This is a genomic window from Thauera sp. SWB20 (assembly GCF_000831325.1).
In the GTDB taxonomy this organism is placed as follows: domain Bacteria; phylum Pseudomonadota; class Gammaproteobacteria; order Burkholderiales; family Rhodocyclaceae; genus Thauera; species Thauera aminoaromatica.
Genome location: NZ_JTDM01000020.1, coordinates 154,794 through 176,115, shown reverse-complemented (window position 1 = coordinate 176,115; position 21,322 = coordinate 154,794). Strand labels below are relative to the sequence as shown.

Annotated in this window: 21 protein-coding genes and 1 tRNA gene; 15 read left to right on the top strand and 7 right to left on the bottom strand. The window is 67.4% G+C overall.

Annotation, left to right across the window (positions count from 1 at the left end; genetic code table 11):
- Positions 1-65 precede the first annotated feature (65 nt).
- Positions 66-1,970 (top strand): GGDEF domain-containing response regulator, encoded by a 1,905-nt coding sequence (locus tag PO78_RS14810; protein ID WP_043744856.1) that lies wholly within the window; start codon positions 66-68, stop codon positions 1,968-1,970.
- A gap of 208 nt (positions 1,971-2,178) precedes the next feature.
- Here the strand turns inward: PO78_RS14810 and PO78_RS14805 are convergent, their stop codons facing one another.
- A complete protein-coding gene (locus PO78_RS14805; RefSeq protein WP_043744853.1) occupies positions 2,179-3,696 on the bottom strand; it encodes a helicase HerA-like C-terminal domain-containing protein in 1,518 nt (505 codons plus the stop codon).
- A gap of 273 nt (positions 3,697-3,969) precedes the next feature.
- Between PO78_RS14805 and PO78_RS14800 the strand changes: the two genes are divergently transcribed.
- The 5 genes from PO78_RS14800 to PO78_RS14780 all read left to right on the top strand — a co-directional run bounded on the left by PO78_RS14800 (position 3,970) and on the right by PO78_RS14780 (position 6,792).
- Positions 3,970-4,695, top strand: a complete 726-nt coding sequence (locus PO78_RS14800; protein WP_004300250.1) for a YebC/PmpR family DNA-binding transcriptional regulator — start codon at positions 3,970-3,972, stop codon at positions 4,693-4,695.
- A gap of 68 nt (positions 4,696-4,763) precedes the next feature.
- Positions 4,764-5,645, top strand: a complete 882-nt coding sequence (locus PO78_RS14795; RefSeq protein ID WP_004300252.1) for a DMT family transporter — start codon at positions 4,764-4,766, stop codon at positions 5,643-5,645.
- A gap of 34 nt (positions 5,646-5,679) precedes the next feature.
- Positions 5,680-5,997 (top strand): heavy metal-binding domain-containing protein, encoded by a 318-nt coding sequence (locus PO78_RS14790; protein WP_004300255.1) that lies wholly within the window; start codon positions 5,680-5,682, stop codon positions 5,995-5,997.
- The gene (gene ruvC, locus PO78_RS14785) at positions 5,994-6,545 is read left to right on the top strand and encodes a crossover junction endodeoxyribonuclease RuvC (RefSeq protein WP_043744850.1); all 552 of its coding nucleotides are present in this window, start codon (positions 5,994-5,996) and stop codon (positions 6,543-6,545) included. The genes PO78_RS14790 and ruvC overlap by 4 nt, the downstream gene beginning before the upstream one ends.
- A gap of 171 nt (positions 6,546-6,716) precedes the next feature.
- A tRNA-Lys gene (locus PO78_RS14780) sits at positions 6,717-6,792 on the top strand.
- A 307-nt stretch (positions 6,793-7,099) separates the two neighbouring features.
- On the opposite strand, the gene PO78_RS23560 is transcribed toward PO78_RS14780, so the two are convergent.
- The 5 genes from PO78_RS23560 to PO78_RS14760 all read right to left on the bottom strand — a co-directional run bounded on the left by PO78_RS23560 (position 7,100) and on the right by PO78_RS14760 (position 9,178).
- Positions 7,100-7,228 (bottom strand): hypothetical protein, encoded by a 129-nt coding sequence (locus PO78_RS23560; protein ID WP_012586180.1) that lies wholly within the window; start codon positions 7,226-7,228, stop codon positions 7,100-7,102.
- Positions 7,225-7,542 carry a HigA family addiction module antitoxin gene (locus PO78_RS22410; RefSeq protein ID WP_012586181.1) on the bottom strand — a complete coding sequence of 106 codons (318 nt, stop codon included), beginning with the start codon at positions 7,540-7,542 and terminating at the stop codon, positions 7,225-7,227. Before PO78_RS22410 ends, PO78_RS23560 begins: the two co-directional genes overlap by 4 nt.
- Before the next feature lie 21 nt (positions 7,543-7,563).
- Entirely contained in the window at positions 7,564-7,845 is a 282-nt protein-coding gene (locus PO78_RS14770) for a helix-turn-helix domain-containing protein (protein ID WP_012586182.1), read from the bottom strand.
- Positions 7,838-8,164: a type II toxin-antitoxin system RelE/ParE family toxin gene (locus PO78_RS14765; protein ID WP_041589916.1), complete on the bottom strand. Its 327-nt coding sequence runs from the start codon at positions 8,162-8,164 to the stop codon at positions 7,838-7,840. The genes PO78_RS14770 and PO78_RS14765 overlap by 8 nt, the downstream gene beginning before the upstream one ends.
- A gap of 432 nt (positions 8,165-8,596) precedes the next feature.
- The gene (locus tag PO78_RS14760) at positions 8,597-9,178 is read right to left on the bottom strand and encodes a phasin family protein (RefSeq protein WP_004300281.1); all 582 of its coding nucleotides are present in this window, start codon (positions 9,176-9,178) and stop codon (positions 8,597-8,599) included.
- 149 nt (positions 9,179-9,327) lie between these two features.
- On the opposite strand from PO78_RS14760, the gene PO78_RS22940 reads away from it, so the two are divergent.
- The 9 genes from PO78_RS22940 to PO78_RS14720 all read left to right on the top strand — a co-directional run bounded on the left by PO78_RS22940 (position 9,328) and on the right by PO78_RS14720 (position 18,889).
- Positions 9,328-9,501 carry a hypothetical protein gene (locus PO78_RS22940; protein WP_156147823.1) on the top strand — a complete coding sequence of 58 codons (174 nt, stop codon included), beginning with the start codon at positions 9,328-9,330 and terminating at the stop codon, positions 9,499-9,501.
- Positions 9,502-9,543: 42 nt separating this feature from the next.
- Positions 9,544-10,866 (top strand): IS1182 family transposase, encoded by a 1,323-nt coding sequence (locus PO78_RS14755; RefSeq protein ID WP_004301215.1) that lies wholly within the window; start codon positions 9,544-9,546, stop codon positions 10,864-10,866.
- A 176-nt stretch (positions 10,867-11,042) separates the two neighbouring features.
- Complete coding sequence (locus PO78_RS14750) at positions 11,043-11,567, top strand: methyltransferase family protein (RefSeq protein WP_231570732.1); 525 nt, start codon at positions 11,043-11,045, stop codon at positions 11,565-11,567.
- Between the two features lie 494 nt (positions 11,568-12,061).
- On the top strand, positions 12,062-12,835 hold the full coding sequence (locus PO78_RS14745) for a response regulator transcription factor (RefSeq protein ID WP_231570731.1): 774 nt from the start codon (positions 12,062-12,064) through the stop codon (positions 12,833-12,835).
- A gap of 140 nt (positions 12,836-12,975) precedes the next feature.
- Positions 12,976-13,809 (top strand): MipA/OmpV family protein, encoded by an 834-nt coding sequence (locus PO78_RS14740; protein WP_043744847.1) that lies wholly within the window; start codon positions 12,976-12,978, stop codon positions 13,807-13,809.
- A gap of 39 nt (positions 13,810-13,848) precedes the next feature.
- Entirely contained in the window at positions 13,849-14,241 is a 393-nt protein-coding gene (locus tag PO78_RS14735; RefSeq protein ID WP_012586189.1) for a response regulator transcription factor, read from the top strand.
- An 84-nt stretch (positions 14,242-14,325) separates the two neighbouring features.
- Complete coding sequence (locus PO78_RS14730; protein ID WP_231570730.1) at positions 14,326-16,140, top strand: ATP-binding protein; 1,815 nt, start codon at positions 14,326-14,328, stop codon at positions 16,138-16,140.
- Positions 16,141-16,324: 184 nt separating this feature from the next.
- Positions 16,325-18,061, top strand: a complete 1,737-nt coding sequence (locus PO78_RS14725) for an arylsulfatase (protein ID WP_043744841.1) — start codon at positions 16,325-16,327, stop codon at positions 18,059-18,061.
- A 42-nt stretch (positions 18,062-18,103) separates the two neighbouring features.
- Positions 18,104-18,889 (top strand): hypothetical protein, encoded by a 786-nt coding sequence (locus PO78_RS14720; protein WP_043744839.1) that lies wholly within the window; start codon positions 18,104-18,106, stop codon positions 18,887-18,889.
- A 161-nt stretch (positions 18,890-19,050) separates the two neighbouring features.
- Here the strand turns inward: PO78_RS14720 and PO78_RS14715 are convergent, their stop codons facing one another.
- Positions 19,051-21,309: a tetratricopeptide repeat protein gene (locus PO78_RS14715; protein ID WP_043744836.1), complete on the bottom strand. Its 2,259-nt coding sequence runs from the start codon at positions 21,307-21,309 to the stop codon at positions 19,051-19,053.
- Positions 21,310-21,322: the final 13 nt, after the last annotated feature.

Sequence of the window (21,322 nt, the reverse complement as noted above, 5' to 3'; positions counted from 1 at the left end):
GCATATTGGCTGACGCCCGAATCGGGTATCTTATCAGGTTGGTCCCGCGCCCGGCCGTACCCCCGATGAAAACCCTCGAACACATTCCCCTGAACGGCGAACTCCCCAGTCCGAAAGGCGTCGCGCTGGCGATCCTCGAACTGTGCCGCAAGGACGACGCCACGATCGCCGAAGTGGCGCGCATCGCGCAGACCGACCCGGCGCTGGCGAGCCGCCTGATCCGCCAGGCCAACTCGGCGGCGCACGGTGGCGGACGGCCGGTGGCCTCGGTCACCGAGGCGATCATGCGCCTGGGCATGGGCACGGTGCGCAACCTCGCGCTCGGCTTCTCGCTGGTGGACCAGTACCAGAACGGGCCCTGCGGACAGTTCGACTACCAAAGCTTCTGGTCGCATTCGCTGCTGATGGGGCTGGCGATGCAGAGGTTCAGCAACATGACGGGGGTCGGCTCGAGCGAGGAGCTCTTCGCCTGCGGCCTGCTCGCCCAGGTGGGCCGGCTCTCGCTCGCCACCGTCTATCCGGTCGAGTACGGCCGCCTGCTCGACGGCCAGGACGGCGCCGCGCGCAGCCTGGTGGCGCTCGAGCAGGAGCACCTGCAGACCGATCACAACGAGCTCACCGCCGCGCTGCTCGGCGAGTGGGGCATCCCCGGCGCGCTGATCGAGCCGATCTACCACCACGAGGACCCTGAAAGCTCCGGCTTCTCGCGCGGCTCACGGCCCTACCAGCTGGTACATCTCTTCTACCTTGCGCGCCGCATCGCCGACCTCGGTCTCGCCGGCGAAAGCGAACGCAACGCCTGCACCGCCGAGTTGCTGCTGCTCGGGGGCAGGATCGGCCTCGACGCCGAACAGCTCGGCGCCACGGTGGACGACCTGGTGCAGCAGTGGCGCACTTGGGGCGAGCTGCTGCGCGTGCCGGCCTCGGCGCTGCCCTCGTTCGCGCACATGTCGGCGGCGCACGCGATGCGCGACGAGAAGAGCGATGGCGCGGCGGCGCTGCGCGTGCTGCTGGTCGACGACGACCCCACCACGCGCTGCATGATGGAGGGCGTGCTGTCCGGGGCGCTCGGCCACGCGGTGGTGTGCGCCAACAACGGTCGCGAGGCGCTTGCGCTGGCGGTCGAGACCCAGCCGCAGATCGTCGTCACCGACTGGATGATGCCGGGCATGGACGGGCTGGACCTCGCGCGTGCGCTGCGCGCGACCGAGTGGGGGCAGACCATGTACCTGATCATGCTCACCGGGCATGAAAACGAGGACGAGGTGAGCGAGGCCTTCGAGGCCGGGGTGGACGATTTCCTGGTGAAGCCGGTCAACGTGCGCACCCTGCGCGCGCGTCTGCGCGCCGCCCGGCACTACGTGCAGCTGCTCGAGGCGTGGGAGCGCGACCGTGCCCAGCTCAAGCAGTTCGCGGCCGAGCTGGCGATCAGCAACCGCCGCCTCGCCCACGCGGCGATGACCGACCTGCTCACCAACCTGCCCAACCGCCGCTCGGGCATGAACGCGCTCGCCAAGGCCTGGGCCGCCTCCAGCCGCTTCGAACAGCCGCTGTCGGTGATGATGCTCGACATCGACCACTTCAAGCGCATCAACGACAGCCACGGCCACGCGGTGGGCGACACCGTGCTGCGCGACGTCGCCCAGGCCATCCAGCACTCGGCGCGCAAGGACGACAGCATGTGCCGCATGGGTGGCGAGGAATTCCTCGTGATCTGCCCGAACACCGACCTCAAGGCGGCGGTCCAGGCCGCCGAGCGCCTGCGCCGCATGGTCGAGCGCCTGCGCATCCAGGCCGGCGAAACGGAAATACAGATCTCGGTGAGCATCGGCGTGGCCACCCGCGAGGTCGGCATGACCGAGACCGACGCGCTCGTCAATGCCGCCGATCGCGCCCTCTACCGCGCCAAGCAAGCCGGCCGCAACCGCAGCTGCGTGGTGGTGCAGGGGCAGATGCGGTGCTTTCCGTGAGGCGTCGGGAACCGGCCTGCGCGCGGCGCGAATCGGCCGCGGCAGCGCTGAAGCGCGGGATCGCGACTTGCGTCGCTCCTACGAGACCGCCGCGCTCCCGAAGGCGCCTGTAGGAGCGACGCAAGTCGCGATCCGGTAATGGACACCGCGGCGCGCGGCGCTTGCCCGCGCGGCCGCCGGAAGGGATGCAATCTCCCTCCCGTCCCCTTCAGCGCTTGCCGCCCAGCAGCGAGCCCAATATCCCGCGCACGATCTGCCGCCCCAGGCTGCTGCCGATGGTGCGCGTGACCGTCTTGGCGGCGATCTGCACCAGTCCGTCGCGCTTGCCGCCACGCGGGCCGGTGGCGCCGAAGAGGATGTCGCTGACCACACTGCCGGTATCGTCGCCGCCGACCTCCTTCGCCGCCGCGCGGCCTGCCTCGACCGCGGCCTTGGTCGCGGCGCTGGCCTTGAGCAGCTCGTAGGCGGATTCGCGGTCGACCGCCTTCTCGTAGTGGCCGTAGATCACCGAGCCGGCGATCGTCGCCCGGCGCTCGGCGGGCTCGAGCGGACCGAGGCGCGAATCGGGCGCGATGACGTTGCAGCGCTCGGTGATCTGCGGCCGGCCTTTTTCGTCGAGGAAGGAGATCAGCGCCTCGCCCACGCCGAGTTCGGTGATCGCCGCCACGGCGTCGAAGGCCGGGTTGGGGCGCATGGTGTCGGCGGCGGTCTTCACCGCCTTCTGGTCGCGCGGGGTGAAGGCGCGCAGCGCGTGCTGGACGCGGTTGCCGAGCTGGCCGAGCACGGTGTCGGGCACGTCGAGCGGGTTCTGGGTAACGAAATACACGCCCACGCCCTTGGAGCGGATCAGGCGCACCACCTGCTCGATCTTCTCGATCAGCGCCTTGGGCGCGTCGTTGAACAGCAGGTGGGCCTCGTCGAAGAAGAACACCATCTTCGGCTTGTCGGGGTCGCCGACCTCGGGCAGCTGCTCGAAGAGCTCGGACAGCATCCACAGCAGGAAGGTGGAGTAGAGCTTGGGCGAGTGGTAGAGCTTGTCCGCGGCGAGCACGTTGATCACGCCGCGGCCATCGGCGTCGGTCTGCATCAGGTCGGCGATGTCGAGCATCGGCTCGCCGAAGAACACGTCGCCGCCCTGCTCTTCCAGCGCCAGCAGGTTGCGCTGGATGGCACCGATCGAGGCGCTGGAGATGTTGCCGTACTCGGTGGTGAAGCTCTTCGCGTTCTCGCCCACGTACTGGACCATCGCGCGCAGGTCCTTGAGGTCGAGCAGCAGCATGCCGTTGTCGTCGGCGATCTTGAACACCAGCGTGAGCACGCCGGTCTGGGTGTCGTTGAGGTTGAGCAGGCGCGCGATCAAGAGCGGGCCCATGTCGGAGATGGTGGCGCGCACCGGATGGCCCTGCTCGCCGAACACGTCCCAGAACACCACCGTGTTGGCACGCGGGGTGTAGTCGTCGATGCCGATTGCGGCCAGGCGCTGCATCAGCTTGTCGGACCTGACGCCCGCGGCGCCGATGCCGGAGAGGTCACCCTTGATGTCGGCGACGAACACCGGCACGCCGATATGGGCGAAGGATTCGGCGAGCTTCTGCAGGGTCACCGTCTTGCCGGTGCCGGTGGCACCGGTGATGAGGCCGTGGCGGTTGGACAGGCGCGGCAGCAGGCAGATGTCCTTGAACTGGTCCTTGTCGTGCGCTCGCGCGATCAGCATCGGGTCGGCCATTTCATGCTCCTCGGGATTCGGTTCGGAATGCGCCGAGTTTAGCAGCCTCGCCCGCGGCCTCCCATGGCCCCCGCAGGCGCGGTGGTTCTTCGTGGGAGCGACGCAAGTCGCGATTGCAGCGCATGAAATCCGCGCCAGCGCCGCAGAAACCTCCGATCGCGACTTGCGTCGCTCCTACGTCGCGGTGGCGCCCGCTGCACCCGAGGCGCACACACGGAGCGGGCGCTATAATGCGCGCCTCTTCAATCGCTCGGGCAGCACAGAGGTTCCAATATGGCGGGTCACTCGAAATGGGCCAACATCCAGCACCGCAAGGGTCGTCAGGACGAAAAGCGCGGTGCGGCATTCTCCAAGCTGGCGAAGGAGATCACCGTCGCCGCCAAGATGGGCGGAGGTGATCCCGGCTTCAACCCGCGCCTGCGCCTGGCGGTCGACAAGGCCAAGGGCGTCAACATGCCCAAGGACAAGATCGACAACGCGATCAAGAAGGGCACCGGCGAGCTCGAGGGCGTGAGCTACGAGGAGATCCGCTACGAGGGCTACGGCATCGGCGGCTCGGCGGTGATGGTCGACTGCCTCACCGACAACAAGACCCGCACCGTGGCCGACGTGCGCCACGCCTTCTCCAAGTACGGCGGCAACATGGGCACCGACGGCTGCGTGTCCTTCCAGTTCAAGCACTGCGGCCAGCTCCTGTTCGCCCCCGGCACCAGCGAGGACGCGCTGATGGAAGCCGCGCTCGAAGCCGGCGCCGAAGACGTCGTCACCAACGACGACGGCTCGATCGAGGTCATCACGGGCCCGTGGGAGTTCACCACCATCAAGGAAGCGCTGGAAAAGGCCGGCTTCACCGCCGAGTTCGGCGAGGTCACGATGAAGCCGGAGAACGTCATCGAGCTCGCCGGCGACGAGGCCGCGCGCATGCAGAAGCTGCTCGACGCGCTCGAAGGCCTGGACGACGTGCAGGAGGTGTACACCTCCGCCGAATTCGACGAGTAAGCTCTCCCGACTGCCCCCCAGGAAAGCGGCGCCCGGCGCCGCTTTTTGTTTTTCACGGACCCACCGCGATGCCGACTCCGCCCCTGCTCACCCGCCTGACGCCGCTGCTGTTCGTGCTGCTGTGGAGCACCGGCTTCATCGGCGCCAAGTTCGGCCTGCCCTACGCCGAGCCACTCACCTTCCTGAGCAGCCGCTACGTGCTGGTGATCGCTCTGATGAGCCTGCTCGCGCTGGCGATGCGCGCGCCCTGGCCGGCCAGCCCGCGCGAGGCGCTGCATATCGGCGTCACCGGCGTGCTGGTGCAGGCGCTGTACCTGGGTGGCGTGTTCATGTCGATCCACCGCGGGCTGCCGGCGGGCATATCGGCGCTGGTGGTGGGCATGCAGCCGCTGCTCACCGCCGCGCTCGCCGGCGCGCTGCTCGGCGAGCGGGTATCGGCGCGGCAGTGGGCCGGGCTCGCGCTCGGCTTCGGCGGCGTCGCGCTGGTGGTGGGCAGCAAGGCGAACGTGGATGGCGTCGATGGCGGCGCGCTGATCCACATGCTCGTCCCCGCGCTGGCCGCGCTGCTCGGCATCACCGCCGGCACCCTGTACCAGAAGCGCTTCTGCCCGCGCTTCGACCTGCGCACCGGTTCGGTGATGCAGTTCCTGCCCAGTCTGGCGATCACCGCACTGATCGCCAGCCAGACCGAGACGATGCGGATCGAGTGGACCGGCGACTTCGTCTTCGCGCTCGGCTGGCTGGTGCTGGTGCTGTCGATCGGCGCGATCAGCCTGCTCAACCTGCTGATCCGCAGCGGCAGCGCGGTGAACGTGGCGAGCCTGTTCTACCTGACGCCGCCGACCACGGCGCTGATCGCCTGGGCGATGTTCGACGAGAAGCTATCCGCACTCGCCATCGCCGGCATGGCCATCGCCGTCTCGGGTGTATGGCTGGCGCGCAAGGGCTAGAATCGGGGCTCCTCCCACTCCGCAGGAGCATGCCATGCTGATGACCACCACCTCGAGCCTCGACGGCCAGCCGATCCGCCAGTACCTCGGCGTGGTCAATGGCGAGGCCATCATCGGTGCCAACCTGTTCAAGGACATGTTCGCCTCGATCCGCAACGTGGTCGGCGGCCGCGCGGGCAGCTACGAGCGCACGCTGGCCGACGCCCGCCGCATCGCCATGGAAGAGATGGAAGAAGCCGCGCAGAAGCTCGGCGCCAACGCGGTGATCGGCATCGACGTCGACTACGAGGTCCTCGGCCAGGATAACGGCATGCTGATGGTGTGCGTGAGCGGCACCGCGGTGAAGATTTGAGCGCTGCCGCAAGCACGCACGTCGCCACCCGCATCCTCGGCCTCGACCCCGGGCTGCGCATCACCGGCTTCGGCCTGGTGGACCAGCTCGGCACCCAGCTGCGCTACGTTGCCAGCGGCTGCATCAGGACCCGGGACGGCGAGCTCCCCGGCCGCCTCAAGACCCTGCTCGACGGCGTGCGCGAGATCGTCGCCACCTACCGCCCCGACGTGGTCGCAGTCGAGAAGGTCTTCGTGAACGTCAACCCGCAATCCACCCTGCTGCTCGGCCAGGCCCGCGGCGCGGTGATCTGCGGCGCGGTGGCCTGCGACCTGCCGGTGGCCGAATACACCGCGCTGCAGGTCAAGCAGTCGGTGGTCGGCTACGGCAAGGCGCACAAGGAACAGGTACAGCACATGGTGCAGCGCCTGCTCGCCCTCGACGCCAGCCCCGGCCCCGACGCCGCCGACGCGCTCGCCTGCGCGATCTGCCACGCCCACGGCTCGCGCGGCCTCGGCGCCCTCCCCGGCGTCGGCACGCGTCGCCGCGCCGGCCGCATCCTGGGCTGAGCGCGGCCGGGCCTCCGGAAGCGTGGCATTTCCAGCGGAGTGCCAGAAGGCGCAAGCGCGGTGGCCGGGTTCCGCGCCTGCGCCGGACGAAAAATCTGTTGCACTGCGCCAAACCTGCGCGTATAATGCGCGCTCTTCGATCGGGCGCCAATCCGATCCGCCGCAAGGCACGGGGGTATAGCTCAGTTGGTAGAGCAGTTGACTCTTAATCAATTGGTCCTAGGTTCGAGTCCTAGTGCCCCCACCAACAAATTCAAGCACTTAGGCCAATCTTTCGAGGTTGGCCTTTTTGCTTTTTGGCGTTTGGGTAGGAATGGAAAACGTCGGCCCTTCCCGATGCCACGCGCTCGGCCACCTCCGCCTAGCAGCAGCGCCAGCATGTCCGCGAAAATGTCCGGCCTCGGTCTGGGGCGCGTTTCGCTACCCTCTTGCCCTGGCGGCGTGCCAGAAAAGAAACCCGGCGCGGGGCCCGTCTTGGTGGTGATGCTGGCGCTGGTCAAGCGTGCGCGGCCTGTCGGGTCAGTTGTGTGCGTCAAGTTGTGCAAAAGGGTTGATCAGGTAATCGGTTGATTCCGGGTTGCCGGGCGCGGGCGGTGAATGCGGGTGCCCGGCCCGGGATGCCCTTCGGCGTGTTCGATGGCCTCTTGCAGACCGAGCTTGATGCTCTCGAATGCGGCTTTCATGGCAGTCTGACTGCCGCCACTTCTGGCGCTCGCTGCACCACAGGCGCACCAGCGGCGCGAGCCTTCCACAAGCCATAGGCGTCTTGCTGCGCAATCCAGGCGTCTGCACTGCCTCCGTTCTCCACGCCAAGCCAACCTTCGAGGCGCAAGGCCATTTCCGGCGATATTGCAGCGCGGCCGTTCAGCACGTGAGACAAGGCGGCGCGGGTCACGCCAAGTTGCGCGGCGGCGTCGGTCACGGTCAGGCCCAGAGCAGGAAGAACATCCTCCCGGAGCGCTTCGCCAGGGTGCGGCGGGTTGTGCATCCTCGTCATGGTGCTGCCCTCAGCATTCGGTCAGGCGCTGCGCTCCAGGCGCACCACCGCGCGGCTTCCGGTCGCCTCGGCATAGCGGGCCAGCGTGCGCATGCTCGGCATGGTGCGGCCACTCTCCAGGCGGGCGATGGTCGACTGCGTCGTGTGCATGCGCTCGGCAAGCTCGGATTGAGTCAGGCCGGCGCGGGTGCGGGCGGTGATGAGTTCGCGGGCAAGCTCGAACTCCGGCGCTTGCGCGTCGTACTCGGCGCGGGCCTCGGGGTTCGCCAGAATGCGGGCCTTCAGGGCGGCAAGCTCAGTCATTGGTCAGGCTCCTCAGTCGCGCTTGGGCCGTTTCGATGGCCTTGCGCGGAGTTTTCTGGGTCTTCTTGGTGAAGACGTGCAGGACCGTCAGGCGCTGCCCGGTGCGGGCCACATAGACGGCGCGGGCGATGCCGTCGCGGCCGGTCATGCGCATTTCCCACAGTTTCCCTTCCAGCGGCCGAATATGCGGCATGCCCACCTTCTGCGGGCCGAAGGATTCCAGCAACTCGGCAATGTGCAGGAAGCGGGCTTGCATGTCGGCGGGCAGCGCCAGCAATTCGGCCTCGGCCTCCGGGATAACGGTAACGGTCCAGTGCATAGAGTATCGCATTTCTGATATGTTCCCGCGCATGTCGTCAGGCGGCGCGCTGCCCCAGGGCGGACCACGTTCGAGGGCGCGCGCTCCGCTTGGCGGATGGCCTCTAGCCGTGCCTCCCAGGCCACCAATGCGGCGCACTTCTCGTCGGTGCAGGCGTGCCGATCGTAGTGCGCGGCCTGCACTCCGCGAATGCCGTGGGATAGCGGTTGCGCGCGGGTGCCCTTGCGGATACCCAGGCCGGCAAGCATGGTCTCCACCGTGCGGCGGATGTCGCGCATCTTGAAGGACTCGCCACCGATGCCGGCGCACCCTTCGGCGGTGCGGTTGCTCACCAAAAAGGCCAGCTCTTCCGAGCCGGCCTTCCTGCGTTCCACGGCGGGTGGATTCCCCCGCCTCCACTGCCAGGTCCCCGCTCCGGCGGGTCCGCCTCGCTCAGGCCGCGCTGCGGATGAGCGAGACCGTGGCGCTGGTGCCGCGGTCGAGGGCTTCGAGCGCGGCGCTGGCGGCCTGGTCGACGTGGGTGCGCGCGGTGGAGCTGGCGTGGGCGGCAGCACGGGTGACGCCGTCGTAGGCGGTCGAGGCATTGGCGACCACGGAGCGCAGGGCGTGCACCGCGAGCGCGGAGCCTGCGGGGGCGCTGCGGTTGAGCAGTTCGAGGGTGAGGATCACACCCTGCAGCCATTGCGACATGCCGGCCTCGAACAGGCGCAGCGCGTCGGCCTGGGCCTGGGCGGCGACCGTGCCCGCGGTGGTAAACCAGGCGTGGCCGTGACGCAGCACCGGGGTGATCGAGCCGATCTGGAGTTCGACCAGGGTGCGCGGCTCGCGCGCCGCGGCGGCCGCCTGGGTGAAGGCGATGGTTTCGTCGAGCAGCGCGCGGCCGGTGTTGAGGTTGAGCGCGGTCAGGTGCTCGACCCCGGAGAGCAGGCCGTCGCTCGCGGTGGCGAGTTCGTGGATACGGACCTCCGCGGTGTTGCGGAAGGCGGAAAGCATTTTCTCGGGCGAGACGTTCATGGTGTACTCCTTGCGGTGGACGACACCTGGGTGCCGACTCGGCGTGATGGAACTTGCGGCATTATGGTGCACTGCAACAAAAGACAATGCAAGTCCTTTTGGAAACGTTCCAGAATCATGCACTTGCCTTCCTTCGGGGAGCCCCGTCGATGAGCCTTTCCGGCACCCAGATCGCCAGCCTCGTACTGTGCTGGCTGGCTTACGCCGCGCTGCACTCCCTGCTCGCCTCGCTGCGGCTCAAGCGCGTGGTGGCGGCGCCCTGGCCGCGGCTGGCGCCGGCCTACCGGCTAGGAGTCTGCGCGGCAGAAGCCAAGCGTCGGTGAGTTAAGTCCTCGCGGGCGTTTCGGGGCCGGTAGACTGTCGAGATGACGAGCTATCTGCCCTATTGCCCGCAGCAGCAGATGCTGCTGCCCCAGGCGCTGCAGGAGTGGCTACCCGAAGGCCACTTGGCGTACTTCATCAGCGACGCGGTCGACGGGTTGGATCTGAGCGCGTTCCACGCCCGGTATGCCGGTGGCGGACCGCGCAACCAGCCGTTTCATCCGGCCATGATGGTCAAGGTGCTGCTGTATGCGTACGCCACGGGCGTGTTCAGTTCGCGCAAGATCGCGCGCAAGCTGCACGAGGATGTGGCGTTCCGGGTCCTGGCGGCAGACAACTTCCCGGCCCACCGCACGCTGAGCGACTTTCGCGCGGTCCATTTGAAGGAGCTGAGCGAGTTGTTCGTGCAGGTGGTGCGACTGGCCCGCGAGATGGGGCTGGTCAAGCTCGGGACGGTGGCCATCGACGGCACCAAGGTCAAGGCAAACGCCAGCCGCCACAAGGCGATGAGTTACGGCCATATGGTGAAGGCGGAGGCCGAGTTGAAACGGCAGATCGAGGCGCTGCTCAATCGGGCCAAGGCCGCCGACGACGCCGAGCGGAACGAGCCCGAGTGGGATGTGCCGGCCGAGATCGCGCGGCGCGAGGCGCGGCTGACGGCGATTGCTGAAGCCCGGGCGCGGCTCGAGCAGCGCCAGCGCGAGGCCGATCAGGCGCGCGGGCGCAGCGACGATGACGAGCGTCGCCCGCGCGGCGGTGACGGCAAACCGAAGGGCGGGCGCTACAAGCGCGACTTTGGAGTGCCCGAGGACAAGGCGCAGGAGAACTTCACCGATCCGGACAGCCGCATCATGAAGCGCGCCGGCGGCGGTTTCGATCCGAGCTACAACGCCCAGACGGCGGTCGACGAGACCGCCCACATCATCGTGGCGGCCGAGCTGACCAACAACGCCAGCGACGCCGGGCAACTGGCGGGGGTACTGCAGGCCGTGCGCGACAACGTCGAACACCGACCGCGCCAGGCGCTGGCCGACACCGGCTACCGCTCGGAGCAAACGTTCCGGGAACTCGACGGGTGCGGGACCGAACTGGTGGTGGCGCTGGGCCGGGAAGGTAAGCGCCGACTCGGCTTCGATCGCGAACGCAATCCGCACACCGCGCAGATGGCCGACAAGCTCGAGAGCGAGGCGGGCAAGAGCGCCTACCGAAAACGGAAATGGATCGCCGAACCGCCCAACGGCTGGATCAAGAACGTGTTGGGATTCCGGCAGTTCAGCCTGCGGGGCCTGGAGCGCGTCAAAGCGGAGTGGAAGCTCGTCTGTATGGCGCTGAACCTGCGCAGGATGAGCACATTGAGGACGGCATGACGGGAAAAGGGGGCAAACCTGTCCCCGTTGCCGTCCGGCATGCGCGCCGCGCCGTCGCAAAGCAACTTGACCACGGCCTCAGTCTCGTGCCGCACCTCGCGGTTCGCCAATCATTCTGCTAGAAAACACGCTCTGGAGTTCTGCCGCGCAGACTCCTAGCCTTCAACCTGCTCGCGGTGGTCCTGCTGCTGCCGCCGCTGTGGCTCACCTTCGCCTGGCGCGCGCCGCTGCTGTGGTCCTGGCAGGGCGGCTGGGCCTGGCTGGCGAACGGGTTGGCGGTGGCGGCGGCGGCCGGCTTCCTGTGGTCGACGCGCTACTACGACATGGGCGTGTTCTACGGCAGCACGCAGTGGCGCACACGCGAGCACGCCGCCGAGGATCCCGGGGGCCTGACGCTGTCGCCGCTGCACCGCCACGTCCGTCATCCCTGGTACAGCCTCGGCCTGCTGATCCTGTGGACGCGCGACATGGACGAGGCGCGGCTGACGAGCGCGCTGTGCATCACGCTCTACCTGTGGCTGGGCTCGCTGCTCGAAGAGCGCAAGCTGCTTGCCTTCCACGGCAAAGCCTACGCGCGCTACCGCGAGCGCGTGCCCGGGCTCGTGCCCTGGCCCGGCCGCAGCCTGAGCGCGGACGAGGCGCATGCGCTGTGTACTCGACGACAGGCTCGGGACGCCACTCCGATGCACGACGACGCCTGATCCTCGCCCGGCAAGCCCATAGGCGCGGCCCGAGGCCATCACCCGCCGGCCCTCGTCGATATCCTCGGCCGGCCAGCGCACCGAGCACGCGGGTCGGACCAGCCTCACGCTCACAGGCCAGGATGCCTGCGCAGACAAGGCCCGGCAGGTGGTCCTTTGCCTCTACGGCCAGCCCCAGGCCTGGGCAACAGACGCTGCCGCCCCGTTGAACACCCGTTTGGACTGGATCTGATAGATTGTTCGCATAGAAAATGTCGATGCGCGAAAATTGGGGTGTGAGGACCGGTAGACGCTACGCAGGAGGGTGCTGCGGATGCCCCCCTCCAGACTCGACGCAGTCGGATTGGCGCAGATCGGAGCGGGCCTTTCCCTTTGCCTCCTTACGCGCCCGCGCCCAACCCGGCCGCGTGCCTGAACCACGACTTCAAGACCACATCACGCTTGGAGCCGCCCATCCGCGATCACAACACGCTATTGCAGAAGTCGGAATCATCATGGAGCGCGTCACCGGCCTGCGAGAGGAAACTCGCTCCTGCTCCAAACATTCGGCCGCAGCCTACGCTGCACGGCAAAGATATTCGAGGGCCGGTTTAATGATCATGGAAGCAGAGAAACCGGACATGTCCGCAGCACCCACGATATTCGTCATCGATGACGATGAGGACGTCCGTACCAGTCTGTCACGGCTGCTGCGCGCCGCCGGCTGGCAAGTCGAGACCTTCGCTTCGGCAGGCGACTTCCTCGAGCGCCCCGCCTGCGCCGGTACAGCTTGTGTATTGCTCGATGTCGACATGCCGGAAATGACAGGTCCGCGCTTGCACGAAACGATGCTCGCACGCGGCATCGACATGCCGGTCATCTTCCTCACCGGAAAGGGAGACGTGCCCACGACCGTCCAGGCAATGAAGCGCGGCGCCGTCGATTTCCTGCTCAAGCCGGTGGAAAACGATACGCTCTTTGCCGCCATCGAGATCGCCCTGCGACGTCACGACAGCGATCAGGCGCGCCGACGGGAACAACTCGGCATCGCCATGCGCCTGGATCGCCTCTCGGCCCGCGAGCGCGAAGTCATGGAACTGGTCGTTCTGGGCCGCCTCAACAAGCAGATTGCAGCGGAACTGGGCATCGCCGAAAAGACCGTCAAGATTCACCGCGGGCGAGTCATGGAAAAAATGGAGGTCCAATCCGTGGCTGCACTGGTCCACCTGTTGGACCGCGCCGACGACAGAGCGCCAGCCGGTGGCGGCGACCCGCCCCTCCAGCGCTAGCCCCGTTTGTTTCACCCCTGGCGCAGGCGGGAACCGCCCCCCGGTTACCCGAACTGCGCCAAAGCCAATAAGACCAAGAGGCGATTACGGTCGGGCGGCGGCCCGCCTACCATCGGTTCTCCCTGACCTCCTGGAGAGACATGATGCGACATTCCGGCAAGCTGCTTGTTGGCCTGGCCGCGTTCGTGACGATGGTTACCGGCAACATCACCGCAGCACGGGCGCAAGGCTTTCTCGAACTCGAGCAAACGCCTGCCTTCATTGGCTTGGGCGCCGGCAGCGTCCCGGATTACAAGGGCTCGGACGATCGCAGCGGCGGCGTCGCCCCCTACGCCCGCTACACCTTCGCCGGCCAGCAGCGCTACGTGCAACTGTTCGCCAACGAATTGAGCCTCAACCTGGTCGACAGCCAGAAATATCGCTTCGGGCCGGTGATCAACTACCACTTCGGCCGGGACAGCGACGTCGAGGACGACGTGGTCCGCCAGATGAGGGACATCGACGGCACCGTCGAACTCGGCGTCTTCGGCGACATCGCCTGGGTCGATGCCGCCAACCCGCGCAATCGCCTGATCGTCGGCGGCATGCTGCTGCAGGATGCCGGCGGCGAAAGCGACGGCCTGCGCGCAAGGCTCTCGGCCCGCTACTGGCGCCAGGTGCACCGCGCCGTGGACGTGCATGTCGGCGCCGGCTTCATGTACGGCAACCGCAAGTACAACGATCACTACTTCGGCATCAATGCGGACAACGTGGGCAGCGCGCCCCTCCCGGCCTACAAGGCAGACAGCGGCGTACACGAGGCCTACATAAACCTGGGAACAGCCCTTTACCTGAGCAAGGAATGGGTGCTCGGCGCCGGCCTGCGCTACGGTCGGATCACCGGCGATGCCGCCGACAGCCCCCTGGTCGACCAGCGCGGCAGCGAGAACCAGGTCATCGGCGGCATTGGTGTGGCCTACATCGGGTGGCGTTGACTGCGGAGGATCGATCACCGGGCCGGCAGGAGCTCATGCATGCGCGATGGTTCGAACGCCCTGAGCATTCACATCGTCGATGACGACGAGATGGTCAGATGCGGGCTGGCACGGCTGATGCGTTCCGCCGGCCACTCGCCGCTGAGCTTTGCCGACGGCGAGTCCCTGCTGACCCACCTGCATCAGGCCGTTCCCGACTGCGTCCTGATCGACATCACGCCCACCGGCAGACTCGGCATCAAGCCGCAGGAAAGACTGCGGGCGCGACTTGCCGATATTCCCTTGATCGCCATCTCTGCCCGCGACGACGAGGAGACCGTTCGCCTGGCCCGCCAGCTGGGCGCCCGCTTCTTCTTTCACAAGCCGGTAGATGGCCTGGCACTGCTCGATGCCATCAAGTGGGTGACGGGAGACCCGGCGGCCCGCCGATAGTCCGGAACAGGCTTGGTAGGCCACCCGCTTGGCGTTACATTCCGGGACATGCCGGGCTTGAACCTGATCGACGTAATCTGGCCGATGATGGCCGCCACCAGCTTGACGCTGGCGGTCATCTTTTTCTTCATCTGGATTCACCTTCGGGCCCAGCGCGATTACCTGGCTTTCGCCCTGTTCGCCGTCTGCGTCTGGTTTTACACGTTCGGCGAGTGGTCGCTGATGCGGGCGACGACGCCCGAGGCCTACGGCGACACCCTGCGCTGGATGATGGTCGTGGTCCCGATCGGGGTCATCCTCCTGGCCGCGTTCATCCGCTGGCACCTGCGCGCAGGCCGCGACTGGCTGTTCTGGAGCGTCTGCGGCCTGCGGCTGCTCGGCATCCCGCTCAACTTCCTGTTCGGGGCCAATGTCGTCTATTCGGAGATCACCGAGCTCCAGCAACAGGCGACCATGTTCGGCGACAGCATCGCCATGCCGGTCGGCGTCCCGGGGCCCTTCCACTGGCTGGTCAACAACCTCGCCGACATCCTGCTGGTCCTCTTTCTCGCCGACGCAACCCATTCCGCCTGGCGCCGCGGCGACGCTCTGACCCGGCGGCGCGCCCTTTTGGTCGGTGGCGGCACCATCCTGTTCTTCCTCATCGCCGCGGGCCATGCCACTCTCCTGCACGCCGGACTGGCATCCTCGCCATATCTGATCAGCATCAGCTTTCTCGGCATCGTCCTGGTCATGTCCTATCAGCTGGGCTTCGATGTCTTCCGCTCGGTGCACCTGGCCATCCAGCTGCGCGAGAGCGAACAGCGGATGGACCTGGCCGTCCATGCCGCGCACCTCGGGCTCTGGGAATGGGACATCGAGCGCGACGTCTTCTGGGCCAACGACACCGGCTATGCGATGTTTTCCTTTCTGCCCGGCGAGCGCGTGGACTTCGACAGGTTCAGCCAGCGCATCCACCCCGAGGAGAGAGCCGCAGTCGTCACCGCCGTCCACGATGCCCTCGCCAACCATCGCCGCTACGAGAAGGAATACCGCATCGTCCTGCCCTCCGGCGACACCCGCTGGATGCACGCCTGGGGGCAGGCCGAATACAGCGCCAGCGGCAAGCCGACCAAGCTGCTCGGCGTCGTCCTCGATGCCACCGAGCGCAAGCTGGCGGAGCAGCGCCAGGACGAGATCGAGAGACTGGCCAAACGCCAGCGCGACGAGCTCGCGCACCTGTCGCGCGTCGCCATGCTGGGCGAGCTTTCCGGCGCTCTCGCCCATGAGCTGAACCAGCCGCTGACCTCGATCCTCAGCAATGCCCAGGCGGCCCAGCTGTTCATCGCCCGCGGCGTGGTGAGCGCCGACGAGATCGGCCCCATCCTCGACGACATCGTCAAGGCCGACCGCCGAGCCGGCGACATCATCCGGCGCCTGCGGCGGTTGCTCAAGAAGGACGACTCGACGCGGCAGTGGCTCGACCTCAACGAGGTGGTCAGCGAGGTCCTGCGGCTGACCAACAGCGACCGCGTTTCCCGCGGGATCACCATCCAGCTCGAGTTGTCGCCGGACCTGCCTCCTGTCTATGGCGACGAGGTGCAATTGCAGCAGGTCCTCCTGAACCTGCTGAACAACGCCTGCGATGCCATCGAGGCCGTCGACGCGCTGCCGGCGCTGACCGTCCGCACCGTATGCGAGGCCGGCAACGTCATCGTCTCCGTGGCCGACCGCGGCAGCGGCATCGGCGCCGAGGACATGGAGCGCATCTTCGAGCCCTTCGTCACCACCAAGGCCAAGGGCCTGGGCTTGGGCCTGTCGATCTGCCGGACCATCATCCAGGCTCACGGCGGCCGGCTCTGGGCCGAAAACCGGCAGGACGGCGGCGCGGTCTTCCACTTCGTGGTGCCTGTCGCGTGACCCCTGCCAATCGCCGCCCGGGCCGCTGGCGGACGGATCGCCGGCTCGTCCGGCGGTAAGACCAAGGTCTGATTTCTCGCCCCAGCCCCGGCGCATAACCTTCTCCTCCATGCCGGGTGGAGCGCGTGTGCGCTCTCCGGCGCATCGGTCCACCCCGGACCGTCTTCGACGGAAGGAGAAAACAATGACCATTCCCCTCAACACCCCCAACCCGTCCCCGGGCAGTCGCTGGCGGAAACTCGCCGCCTGCGCCGGGATGCTGATGGCAGCCGGCCTCGGCCTGTTGCATGGCGCCCCCCAGGCCAGTGCTGCCGAGCCGGCCAAGAAACCCAATATCCTGCTGATCGTTGCCGACGACATGGGCTATTCCGATGTCGGCGCCTTCGGCGGCGAGATCGAGACCCCGAACATCGACGCGCTGGCCCAGCGCGGCCTGAGCGCGACCAATTTCTACGTCGCCCCGACCTGCTCGCCGACCCGCTCGATGCTGCTCACCGGCACCGACAACCACGTCGCCGGCTTTGGCGTCATGTCCGAGTACACGGGGCCGCAGCAGAAGGGCAAGCCCGGCTACGAAGGCCATCTGAACCAGCGCGTGACCAGCATCGCCACCCTGTTGCGCGATTCCGGCTACCACACCTACATGGCCGGCAAATGGCACCTCGGCGAGGAGAAGGGACAGTGGCCGGCCGACCAGGGCTTCGAGCGCGACTTCACCCTGATGCAGGGTGGCGGCAGCCACTGGTCGGATATGGGTTATCCCAACCCCCAGCATCCGAACCTGACCTTCACGCGCAACGGCAAGCTGCTCGACAAGCTGCCCGACGACCACTTCTCGACGGCGGCCTTCAGCGATTTCATCACGCAGTCGATCGACGAGAACAAGGCCGACGGCAAGCCCTTCTTCGCCTATCTCTCCTACCAGGCGGTGCATAGCCCCTTCGCCCTGCCGGACGACTGGATCGACAAGTACAAGGGACGCTACGACCAGGGCTACGATGCACTGCGCGCCGAGCGCCTGGCGCGGATGAAGGCGATGGGACTGGTCGGCGCCGACGTCAGCCTGGCACCGCGCATGCCCAACGTGCCCGCGTGGGACAGCCTGACGCCCGAGCAGAAGAAGATTTCCGCCCGCAAGATGGAAGTCTATGCGGCGATGGTGGCCAACATGGACCACCACATCGGCCGCGTCCTCGGCCACCTGAAGGCCAACGGCCAGCTCGACAACACGCTGGTGCTGTTCTTCTCCGACAACGGCGCCGAACCGGTCGAACTGCTCGAGCTCGCGGCCTCGGTCGATCCGGCGATGAAGGTCTGGCTGGAGAAGAACTGGGACACCAAGCCGGAAAACTGCGGCCGCAAGATGTCCGTCTGTGACTACGGCGCCGCCTGGGCCCAGGTCGGCTCGACCCCCTTCAACTACTTCAAGCACTACACCGCCGAGGGCGGCATCCGCTCGCCGCTGATCGCCGCCGGTCCCGGCGTCGTCTCCGACGGCCAGACCACCCGGGCCGTCCTGCACGTGACCGATGTCGTACCGACACTCCTCGAACTTGCCGGCGTCAGCCACCCGTCGCAGCGCGGAGGAAGCGATCAGGCACCGCTGACCGGCAAGTCGATGCAGCCTGTCCTCGTCGGCAAGGCGCAGGACATCCGCAGCGCCGACGAATGGATCGGCTGGGAGCTGTTCGGCAACCGCGCCCTGCGCCAGGGCGACTGGAAGGCCCTGTCCCTGCTGAAGGCAGCCGGCGGCACCGGCGAATGGCAGCTGTACAACCTGAAGGACGACCCGACGGAGTCACGCGACCTGGCGTCCAGCCAGCCGGCCAAGCTCGCGGAGCTGACCCGGCTGTGGGACCTCTATGCCAGCCAGAACGGCGTCATTCTCACCGGTGACGGTCCGTTCAAGGGCAGGAAATAAGCGCCGGATCAGTCGGTCGATGATGAAACCAGGAGCAACACGATGAGGAAGATCGCTTACCGACTGCCGCTGACCCTGGCCGGTCTGCTCGCGGGCCTCGGCCCGCTGGGCGCGGCCCAGGCCGCAGATGAATGGGACGTCGCCGTCACCCCCTATCTCTGGGCCACCGGCATGAAGGGCGACACGCAAGCCGGCAGGCTGCCGAAGACGAGCGTCGACATGAAGTTCTCGGACATCATGGACACCCTGGACTTCGGCCTGATGGGCCAGCTGGAGGCGCGCAAGAACCGCTGGGGCGTCTTTGTCGACGCCATCTACATGAAGCTGTCCGATAGCGCCGAAGCCTCGCCGGCGGTTCTCGGCGGCTCCCCGGACCTGCACGCCAAGGCGAGGATCAAGCAAAGCACGCTGGCCGCCGCGCTGACCTACCGGGCGCTCGAGGGCCCGTCACCGGTCGACCTGTTCGGCGGGCTCCGCTACACCAGGCTCGACGTCGATGTCGATGTCGACGCCAGCGTCTTCGGCGGCGCGGTCGGCGTGCAGGTGAAGCGCGACGCCACCAGGGACTGGGTCGACCCCTACATCGGCGTACGTGCCCAGCACAGGCTGAACGACAAATGGACGCTGGTCGGCTATGGCGACGTCGGCGGCTTCGGTGTCGGCGCCGACTTCACCTGGCAGGCCTCGCTGGGCGCCAACTACGATCTGTCCAAGACCACCTCGGCCAGCTTCGGTTACCGCTATTTCAGCGTCGACTACGACGACGACGGCTTTCTCTACGACATGGAGAACGAAGGCCTGTACCTGGGCGTGACCTTCCGCTTCTGACGCAGCCCCCCGGGACGGTTCAGGCCGTCCCGGCTTCCACACCTGAATCGAGCCGCGCCAAGCACGAACCTTGCGCCGATCGGTATCACCCCTTCCCTTCCTGATGCAGCAGAACGCCGTAGCGCGCGGCATGCGGGCAGCGATTGCCCGCGGCGAGAGACTCATCGCTCCCGCAAGGTCTCGCGCAAAGCCTTGGCTTGCCGGTCCCCCGGGAAGCGCTCGAGCAATTCGTCGGCATAGGCGCGCGCCCTGACCATGTCCTTCTGGTCGCGACTGATCGTCGCCAGGGCGAAAAGGACATCGCGATTGCCCGGATGCTGCGACTGCGCCTGACGCAGGATGCGCAGGGCGCCTACCCCGTCGCCACTGCCCTGCAGGGCCAGGGCATAGACATAGCTGTAGTGGGCATTGCCGCTTTCCGCTTCGGCAGCCTGGCGCAGCCACTGCATGGCTTCGCCGCGGCGTTGCTGACGGATCAGATTGAGGCCGAGGGTATGGCGCAGGTCGGCATCGAAGGTGATCCTGTCGATGCCCTCGCGCAGCAGGTGCTCGCCCTCGCCTTCGCGCTGCTGCAGGCGGTAAAGGTCGGCCAGGTTGACATAGGCCGGGACGAAACGAGCATCCAGCCGCAGAGCCGTCCGGTAGGCCTGCTCCGCCTGCTCGCCGTCGCCCATCGACAGGGCGAGCAGCCCCTGGCTGACATGACTCTCCGGCAGATCGGCGTTGACCTGAAGCGAAGCTTCGTACTCGGCCACGCCGCGCAGCAGTTCCTCCCGCTGGGCCGCCGGCAGTCGCTCGCGCAGCAGCGGGGCAAGAACCCGGACAGCCTCGAGGCGTACCGTCCGCTCGCTGTCGCGCAGGCTGCTCCAGCCCTGCTCGAAGCGGGTGCGCGCATCCGCCACCTCGAGGAAGCGCAACGAGGCGGCGCGCACCAGCGGCTGCCGATCCGCCAGCAAGGCCTGCAGCCTGGGCGTCGGCGGCACCGCCCCCAGACCGGCCAGGCGGCTGGCGGCGCTGCCGCGGACAATCGCCGGCTGCTGCGGATCGCTGGCCACCGCCAGCAAGCGGGCAGCCCCGTCGGCCGCACCGGTGGCGGCCGCATGGAAGGCTTCGGCAAAATGCGGCCCGCGCATCCGGCTCTCGGGATACCACCTGGCAAGGGCTCGGGCCGCCCATTCATGGCCCTGCTTCGCATGGCATCCGGCACAGGCGTTCGGCGTGCCCAGCCTGACGGAGAGATCGGGACGCGGCACACGGATGCTGTGGTCGGCGCGCCAGTCATGGACCATGTACGCCCGCTGCGGCATATGGCAGCTGGTGCAGCTGGCCCCCGGGCTGCCCGCCGGGTGATGGTGGTGCGCCGGGGTGTCGTAGCGTGCCGCCGGATGGCAGCTGGCGCACAGGGCATTGCCCTCGGCCCGCAGCTTCAGGCTGTGCGGCTCGTGGCAGTTGGTGCAGGCGACGCCGGCCGCATGCATCCGGCTCTGCGTGTAGGAGGCGTACTCGAAGACCTCGTCCTTGATCTGGCCGTCGGCAAAGTACAGCTGCTCCTCGAGCAGGGCCAGGCGATGGCTGTTGCCCAGCGGGCGGCCACCGCCGTCATCGGACCAGATCGGCCCGCGCCGCGAATGGCAGCGGGCACAGGCCTCGACCTGCGCTGCAGCGCTGGCCGGCGTGCTTGGCCGCGGCTTGCCGCTGACCGGATCGAAGGCCCAGGTGGTGGTGGCCGCGGCAGCCAGCGAAACCGTCAGTCCCTTGTCGCCCGCCGGACGCCTTGCCGCCGGCAGTGCGGCCCAGTCGGTGTGCTTGCCGCCGGCACCGTGACAGGCCTCGCAGGCGACGTTGATCTCGCTCCAGGTCGTCCGGTAACGATCGGCCGCCAGGTCGTAGTTCTTCTGCAGATTGGTCGAGTGACACTCGGCACACTGATGGTTCCAGGTCTGGCTGCGCGCCGTCCAGTGCTGCGGATGGCGGTGATCCATCGGCTCATTGGGGTAAAGATGGAACCAGCGCTGGCCGCCGACGGCCGCCGGCCGGCTATCCCAGGCGATACCCAGCGCCTGGACATGGCCATTGGGCAACTCGATCAGGTACTGCTGCAACGGCGTCCAGCCGAAGGTGTATTTGATCCGGTAGTCCTGCAACTTGCCATCCGGGCCATCGGTGCGCACGAAATAGCTGCCGTCCTTGCGATAGAAGCGCGAGGTCACGCCATGCGCGGTGAAGGTGGCGTCGTTGAAGTCGCCCAGGACCTTGTCGGTTGCCGCCACGGCCATCGCCAACTCGTGATGCGAGCCGCGCCAGGCCTCGGCCTCCGCCTGATGGCAGGCGACGCAGCGGGTACTGCCGACATACCCGGAGCCAGCCACCGACCAGGGGGCCAACAGCAGGGCAAGAATGAAGACGGCGAGTTGCCTCATGTCAAGTCCGCTC

Bases quoted from the DNA above. Each gene is read 5' to 3' on its own strand.
- PO78_RS14810 (WP_043744856.1), top strand. From the start codon at position 66: ATGAAAACCCTCGAACACATTCCCCTGAACGGCGAACTCCCCAGTCCG.
- PO78_RS14805 (WP_043744853.1), bottom strand. From the start codon at position 3,696: ATGGCCGACCCGATGCTGATCGCGCGAGCGCACGACAAGGACCAGTTC.
- PO78_RS14800 (WP_004300250.1), top strand. From the start codon at position 3,970: ATGGCGGGTCACTCGAAATGGGCCAACATCCAGCACCGCAAGGGTCGT.
- PO78_RS14795 (WP_004300252.1), top strand. From the start codon at position 4,764: ATGCCGACTCCGCCCCTGCTCACCCGCCTGACGCCGCTGCTGTTCGTG.
- PO78_RS14790 (WP_004300255.1), top strand. From the start codon at position 5,680: ATGCTGATGACCACCACCTCGAGCCTCGACGGCCAGCCGATCCGCCAG.
- PO78_RS23560 (WP_012586180.1), bottom strand. From the start codon at position 7,228: ATGAAAGCCGCATTCGAGAGCATCAAGCTCGGTCTGCAAGAGGCCATC.
- PO78_RS22410 (WP_012586181.1), bottom strand. From the start codon at position 7,542: ATGACGAGGATGCACAACCCGCCGCACCCTGGCGAAGCGCTCCGGGAG.
- PO78_RS14770 (WP_012586182.1), bottom strand. From the start codon at position 7,845: ATGACTGAGCTTGCCGCCCTGAAGGCCCGCATTCTGGCGAACCCCGAG.
- PO78_RS14765 (WP_041589916.1), bottom strand. From the start codon at position 8,164: ATGCACTGGACCGTTACCGTTATCCCGGAGGCCGAGGCCGAATTGCTG.
- PO78_RS14760 (WP_004300281.1), bottom strand. From the start codon at position 9,178: ATGAACGTCTCGCCCGAGAAAATGCTTTCCGCCTTCCGCAACACCGCG.
- PO78_RS22940 (WP_156147823.1), top strand. From the start codon at position 9,328: ATGAGCCTTTCCGGCACCCAGATCGCCAGCCTCGTACTGTGCTGGCTG.
- PO78_RS14755 (WP_004301215.1), top strand. From the start codon at position 9,544: ATGACGAGCTATCTGCCCTATTGCCCGCAGCAGCAGATGCTGCTGCCC.
- PO78_RS14745 (WP_231570731.1), top strand. From the start codon at position 12,062: ATGGAGCGCGTCACCGGCCTGCGAGAGGAAACTCGCTCCTGCTCCAAA.
- PO78_RS14740 (WP_043744847.1), top strand. From the start codon at position 12,976: ATGATGCGACATTCCGGCAAGCTGCTTGTTGGCCTGGCCGCGTTCGTG.
- PO78_RS14735 (WP_012586189.1), top strand. From the start codon at position 13,849: ATGCGCGATGGTTCGAACGCCCTGAGCATTCACATCGTCGATGACGAC.
- PO78_RS14730 (WP_231570730.1), top strand. From the start codon at position 14,326: ATGATGGCCGCCACCAGCTTGACGCTGGCGGTCATCTTTTTCTTCATC.
- PO78_RS14725 (WP_043744841.1), top strand. From the start codon at position 16,325: ATGACCATTCCCCTCAACACCCCCAACCCGTCCCCGGGCAGTCGCTGG.
- PO78_RS14720 (WP_043744839.1), top strand. From the start codon at position 18,104: ATGAGGAAGATCGCTTACCGACTGCCGCTGACCCTGGCCGGTCTGCTC.
- PO78_RS14715 (WP_043744836.1), bottom strand. From the start codon at position 21,309: ATGAGGCAACTCGCCGTCTTCATTCTTGCCCTGCTGTTGGCCCCCTGG.